At 57.2% G+C, this 5,966-nt stretch carries 6 protein-coding genes; 5 read left to right on the top strand and 1 reads right to left on the bottom strand.

The window, feature by feature from the left end; genetic code table 11:
- Nucleotides 1-167: 167 nt before the first annotated feature.
- The 4 genes from VB777_RS15105 (at nucleotide 168) to siaD (ending at nucleotide 2,424) form a co-directional block, all read left to right on the top strand.
- Nucleotides 168-563 carry a PP2C family protein-serine/threonine phosphatase gene (locus VB777_RS15105; RefSeq protein ID WP_323249937.1) on the top strand — a complete coding sequence of 132 codons (396 nt, stop codon included), beginning with the start codon at nucleotides 168-170 and terminating at the stop codon, nucleotides 561-563.
- Between the two features lie 101 nt (nucleotides 564-664).
- Nucleotides 665-1,213, top strand: coding sequence for a biofilm regulation protein kinase SiaB (siaB, locus tag VB777_RS15100; RefSeq protein ID WP_323249934.1), 549 nt, complete (start codon nucleotides 665-667; stop codon nucleotides 1,211-1,213).
- Between the two features lie 6 nt (nucleotides 1,214-1,219).
- Nucleotides 1,220-1,618 carry a biofilm regulation phosphoprotein SiaC gene (gene siaC / locus VB777_RS15095; RefSeq protein WP_322758561.1) on the top strand — a complete coding sequence of 133 codons (399 nt, stop codon included), beginning with the start codon at nucleotides 1,220-1,222 and terminating at the stop codon, nucleotides 1,616-1,618.
- A 5-nt stretch (nucleotides 1,619-1,623) separates the two neighbouring features.
- Nucleotides 1,624-2,424, top strand: coding sequence for a biofilm regulation diguanylate cyclase SiaD (gene siaD / locus VB777_RS15090; protein WP_323249931.1), 801 nt, complete (start codon nucleotides 1,624-1,626; stop codon nucleotides 2,422-2,424).
- A 136-nt stretch (nucleotides 2,425-2,560) separates the two neighbouring features.
- Here siaD and nrdJ read toward each other — a convergent pair whose 3' ends face one another.
- Entirely contained in the window at nucleotides 2,561-4,858 is a 2,298-nt protein-coding gene (nrdJ, locus tag VB777_RS15085) for a ribonucleoside-triphosphate reductase, adenosylcobalamin-dependent (protein WP_323249939.1), read from the bottom strand.
- Nucleotides 4,859-5,088: 230 nt separating this feature from the next.
- On the opposite strand from nrdJ, the gene VB777_RS15080 reads away from it, so the two are divergent.
- Nucleotides 5,089-5,844, top strand: a complete 756-nt coding sequence (locus tag VB777_RS15080) for a class I SAM-dependent methyltransferase (protein ID WP_323249929.1) — start codon at nucleotides 5,089-5,091, stop codon at nucleotides 5,842-5,844.
- Nucleotides 5,845-5,966 lie beyond the last annotated feature (122 nt).

Raw genomic sequence — 5,966 nt, 5'->3', positions numbered from 1 at the left:
GGTCACGGGCCTGCCCACCCCTTGCAACGCTGGCCGCTGAGCGGAACGTCTGAGGTGCGCGCTCAACCCCGGCTACGCCGGGGTTGAGGTCCCCAGGGATTTACACCAACACAGGGGACGCAAGCCTGCTGAGTGATGCCCAGCTGAGCCGAGCAATTGCCACTAGCATGGATATGGGTCTAGCCTTGATTGATTTTTCAAACGGCTTGATACGATTCGCAGGTGCCAAGATTTCACTCTATTGGAGTAATGGCACCAATGTGTACAAGCAGAAGGGTGACAATCGCGCCATCTGCTGTCGTCATCCTGGAACTTTTAAAGATCATGACATCAAGCTCATCCAGGGATTCACATACTATTTAACCACCGATGGATATCTAGATCAATCTGGAGGTGATCATGGCTTTGGGCTCGGCAGTGAACGTTTCTCCTCTTGGCTGCTCCAACATGCTGACAAGCCTCTAGAAGATCAACGCCATGCATTTTCTGAGAGCTTAGCCAATTTTCGAGGAAATCTTCCCCAAAGAGACGATGTTACCGTCTTGTCGTTCCGCCTGCCATAGAGTTTAATGTTCATTTGCTTCTGTGCTTTTTGCTTATTTATTCATGACTTGGAACCGTCAAGCCCAGTCGCTCCATATCTGCAGCAGAATCTGAATCTACCATGACCATCTCCATTCACAATCTATCAACGTTACGCCATTATTTTTGCAATGAACGCATTTTCATTTGCTTTAATGGTCCTATTTCGCGTAGCCTTATCGGGGAAATTGGCCTCGCGTTAAAAAATCATATCTCATCGATACAGACTAGCCAAACGGCAGCAATTGATGTCTTCAGTGTGTACGTAGAAATGAGTCAAAACATCCGTCATTATATGAGTACGCGTCAATACAATGAAGAAGATGCTTCAGCCACCGTGGTCATTGCCGCAACGGATGAATCGCATTATTCTGTTTCGGCTGGCAACGTCATTGAGCGTGCCGATGGGAACAAACTGTTGGAGCGGATCCAAAAGCTTGCCTCACTTGATAAGATAGAGTTGAAAGCGCTCTACAAACAACAATTGCGCCAGCCACGCAAGGAAGACTCTGTCACCGGTGCGGGCCTTGGCTTGATTCAAATCTCCAGGATCGCCTCCCGCCCCTTGGAAGCTACCCTTGACTTGCTGGACGACGGACGAGCTTTCTTCACTATCCGCGCCATTATCTGAGTGCCTATGAATTCTCCTACCGGCTTGAACATCAGCCTTCCCGCCAGCCAGTCAACGCCTGCGATCGACGCTGATTGGAACGCAGGGCTCCTGGTTATGACCGGCGAATCCTATCCAGAGAATACGTACGAACTGTTTGACCAAGTGATCTCTTGGGTGGAGCAATATTTACAAATAATATCAGCGCCGCTCAGAGTCGACCTCAAGCTTAACTATCTAAACACAAGCAGCATACGCGCAATGATTGATATCTTTGATCTTCTTCAGAGAAGTTACGACGAAGGAGGTGATGTTTCTGTTCATTGGCTTTATGACAGTCGCAATCCCCGATCAGCAGAACTAGGAGAAGAATTCAAAGAAGATTATTCTTTTCCCTTTGAGATTCTTTTGACCACAGAGAGCTGATTACCATGGTTCGCAAGGAGGTTGATGAACTTGAGCTGTTGATACAACAGCTCTTGGATGATGAATCGCATCATGGCCATCCCTTGCATGCCGCCCTGGAGCAGCTTTGGCAACGTATGGCCATGCAGTTAGCGAAGCTTGAGCACGTCACTGCATCTGATAACAGCCATTCAGCCGCTTCTTCAGAAGAGCTGAGTCTGATGCATCGCTATGACAAGCAGCTGCGCCGGCTGGAACGTGTGATCAAGATTTCGGATCGCTACCAAGCCATGCTGAAGGATATGAATGTAAGCCTAAAGGAAGCTGCAACCCACGATCAACTCACAGGCATCCCCAACCGCCGTTTAATGGCAGACCGCTGTCGAGATGAGGATGAGCGTGCATCCAGGCATGGCACCACCTACTGTATGGCCATATTTGATGCTGATTTCTTCAAGGCAGTAAATGACACCTATGGACACGATATAGGAGATCAGGTACTGATTAAGCTGGCTTCAACCTTGCGACGGAGTACGCGTGAATATGATCTTTGCGCGCGTTGGGGCGGCGAAGAATTTCTCGCACTTTTTGTTGGGAGTACAGCCACGCAAAGTCAAGAGATAGTCGATCGAATCTTACTAGAAGTCCGAAATCTAAGCATACCCACCGATGGGCATGAACTTCGGGTCACGATGAGTGTCGGGCTAGCGGAACACGAACCCGGCGAAACTTATATTGAAACATTCACAAGAGCCGATACCGCTCTATACGAAGCCAAGCAAACTGGCCGAAACCGATGTGTTTTTCATCGCTTTGAGGCATCATAACGAGAAAAGACAAGTAGGGTGATAGATTAATTCATTGGCCGGAAAGAGATTGATCTTAGATGGCCATCTCCTTTGAGACAGCTATTCCTATGGACCCATGGCTCCCAAAGGTTCGGACACACCATGAGCCAAATGGCTAGGATGCAGCCGGCTGGGCAAGTGGCAGCAGGCACTTATCAGAATCGCAACCTGCAGGACCGGCTTCCATAAGCTCACCGCCATCGTAACGCCGCAGGGCTTCAAAGAAATCTGCAGTGGTGCGACGGTTCTCCACCTCAATTTGCAATCGCTCATAGGTGGCATGGTCAATCGGTTCAAATGGCAACCTTGGAAAGGTGGCATTGGCATCAAAACGCGCCAGAAGAGCTGCAGAAATATACCCTTTTCCTTCTTCAATCGCCTCGAAGATGGCATTAGCCAAAGGTACGACTTCATGCTCACGAAATTCAACGGTAGCCGAAGTGTTATGAGCTGTGTAATGCTGCTGCACCTGCATATAGAAATCAAACTGGGCTAAGGCGGAGAAGTTGTTGATCTCCACGCTATCGGCACCTGGAATATTGGCCCAGCTCACCTGCGTGGGAATTTCAACCAGCCACTCCGTGCAGCGGGGATCGAACGGATCATCCAGAAGCCGGCCCTGCTCATCCTTATCGCTCTGGCTGGGGACAATGGTGTAGCCATAATCCATACAGGCCAGAGCCACCGGATCATTCTTGCGGAAGGTAATCCGGCGGATGAAACGCTGGGCCTTGGGCGGATGCCAGCCGGGGGAAGCACCCGTGAGCAGGCTCTTGGTACCGGCTGGCTGCACTGTGGTGCAGCGGTTGGGGCGGCGCATCCCGTGGCGATCGCAGTAGTCCCACACCGCCTGATTGACGATCTCCTTCCAGCGGCCCAGGTAAGCGGCCTCCTGGTCCTTGAAGCTGAGCCCCTCGGCCGTGGCCGGACGGCCGGCCTCCCACCAGTTCAGCCAGGGGGTGCCGAAGGCGTGCACGAAGAAGTCGAACAGGCCGGTGAAGCTGACCCCCACGATCGGATCCCAGGCGCGGCTCTGGCGGTAACGCTCCACCTCAAAGCGGTGGTTGAGCAGGCAGGCCACGGCCAGACCGCCGGCCGTGAAAGCTTCCTCCTGGGCCTTGTGGTCGGCCGGATCGATGCGGTTGAGGTGGATCTCAGCCAGGTTGCAGTGGAAATCATCACCGAGGATTTCGCCGCAGGGATTGAGGCCGTAGCGGCCCAGGCGATGCTCCAGTTCGGCCGGGCTGATCTGCGGGTGGTGCAGCGTGAGCCAGCGGCCGGCTTCCTCACGGCCCTGATCCACATAGATCTCGATGAACTCGCTGCGCAGCTCCGGGGTGTGCAGCAGATCGGCGTTGGAGCGGGCGATCGCCTCAGGCGCGAACTGGATGGCACCCTCGCCGGAGTGGAACTGCTTGGTCACCGCCTCCAGCACCGTCTCACGACTGGGGCGGGTGTGAAAGACGCGGGTGTGGTTGGCCATCCGGAGTGCATCGCGCTCGGGATCAATCCGCCAGTTGCCGGCAGCATCCTGCTGCCACAGGTTCTCCTTGGCACCAGCCGCGGCCAGGTCATCGGCGGCGAACTGGCGCATGCCTGCACTGCGCCGAATGTTGCCCGCCACGATCGTGACCGCCGCCTCATCAATCAGCAGGCAGCACTCCACCGAGCTGAGCTTGCGGCCACGGGCTTTGTTGAGGATCTTTGCTACCCGGCCATAGAGATCCTTCAACTTCACCGGATTGGCCATGCCGCCGAAGCCCTTGAGGGTTTCACCAACGGGACGCACATCGGAGAGATCGACCGAGATCTCGACGGTGCCGCCCTGCTCGCCCTCACCGAAGCGCGGGTCACTGCAGAGTTCCAGCAGCAGCTGATAGCTGTCCACCCAACCACGGCGGGTATCGCCCACCCGGATGTGGACGTTGTTGCCCTCAATCGTGTAGCTGGTGGTCTCTTGCCGCAGGCCGGCGGGGGTGGCGCCGATGTCGCTGACGCCGGTGATCACCAACTGGTTGCGCACCGCCGGCAACCGGTTGATCAGGCGGGGCTCAATGATGGCGCCGGTGCCGCAGCCCATCATGGCGAGGTCCATCATCAGACCGAAGGCCTCCCAATCCACCAAATTGGTGGAGGTGCAGTTGTAAGCACCGGAGAAGTTTTCCTGTTGCTCGATCCAGTCGGTGCCTCCGATCCAGAGCCAGCGACCGGAGGGCAGGGCCTTCTGCTGCTGCTGCATCCGGCGCAGCAGGCTCACCTCCTCATCTGAGAGGTTCCCGAGGCTGCGCAGCCCGGCCAGGTTGCGTTCGGCCACCTCATGCCAGCTCTCGCGGCCGGTGGCCGTCTTGCGGGAGTAGGTGCGGTAGAAAACAGGGTTGGCCGCCGGGGCGGTGGCAGGGAAATCAGCCTCCAGCTGCCCCTGTTGGCGGCCAGCCTCGCCGCGTTCAACCGCCGCCGCTGCACCGGCAGCCACAGACTGGGGATCGCTGTGCTGGAGCGAATCCGGGCGAAGGGGGGTGAGGGTCACCGCTGCTGAGGCCAGGTATGTGAAAGACACCTTAACGCCACCGGTGGGGGCAGCAAGGTTCGTCCTGCACCAGCGGCAGTGGTCAGGTCCGATCGGGCGCGGCGGAGCAACAGCCGATGTCGCTGGGCGGTTGCCGCAGCAGGCTGGGACCCTTCATCGCCGCGTTCGCCATGCCACGCCCCAATCCCGAAGCGATGCCGCGGCGGCCGGAGCCGGAGCTCATGGACGAACCAGCCCAGGCAACGGCCTATGCCGCGGCCGATTTCGCCGCCACCGACAAGTTGGTGGTGGACCGTTTCGCCGAAATCCTGGCAACGCTCACGTCAGGCCGATGCCCCGGCTTACTGGTCGACCTCGGTTGCGGGCCCGGCAACATCAGCGTTCTGCTGGCCGAGCGGTACCCCGAGGCCCGCGTGGTGGGCATCGATGGAGCCGAGGCGATGCTGGCGATCGCCCGGGAACGGCTGGGAAGATTCGGAGAAACCCTGGAATTCCGCCAGCTCCTGTTGCCCTGCGATGGCCTGGATTCCGGTGACCTGGGCGGGGCCTGCGATGCGGTGCTCAGCAACAGCCTCCTGCACCATCTGCATGACCCGGCCGTGCTCTGGCACACGGTTCGGCAGCTGGCCGCACCCGGGGCGACCGTCTACATCAAGGACCTGCGACGACCCGACTCAGCGGCTGCCGCCGAGGATCTGCTGCAGCGCCACCTGGGCCAGGCACCAGAGGTCCTGCAGCGGGATTACCTGGCTTCGCTGCATGCGGCCTTCCGCCCCGACGAGGTGGAAGCGCAGCTGTTGCAGGCGGGATTGACTGGGTTGCGGGTGGCTCCCCTGGACGACCGCTACCTGGAGATCTGGGGCCAGCTTTAAGAGTTTGCTGAAAAACCAACCCACGAGCCCGTTTTCCACAGGCATCAGTGGATTTCTGGCTCAAAAAGTCGGATCGGTGGCTATCAGATCCGCAAACAGACCGATTTCGGCATCGTTGGCCT

The organism is Synechococcus sp. CCY9202, from assembly GCF_034931685.1.
Taxonomy (GTDB): domain Bacteria; phylum Cyanobacteriota; class Cyanobacteriia; order PCC-6307; family Cyanobiaceae; genus CBW1002.
Note: the sequence above shows the minus strand (reverse complement) of the source record. Positions and strands in the feature narration are given on the sequence as shown.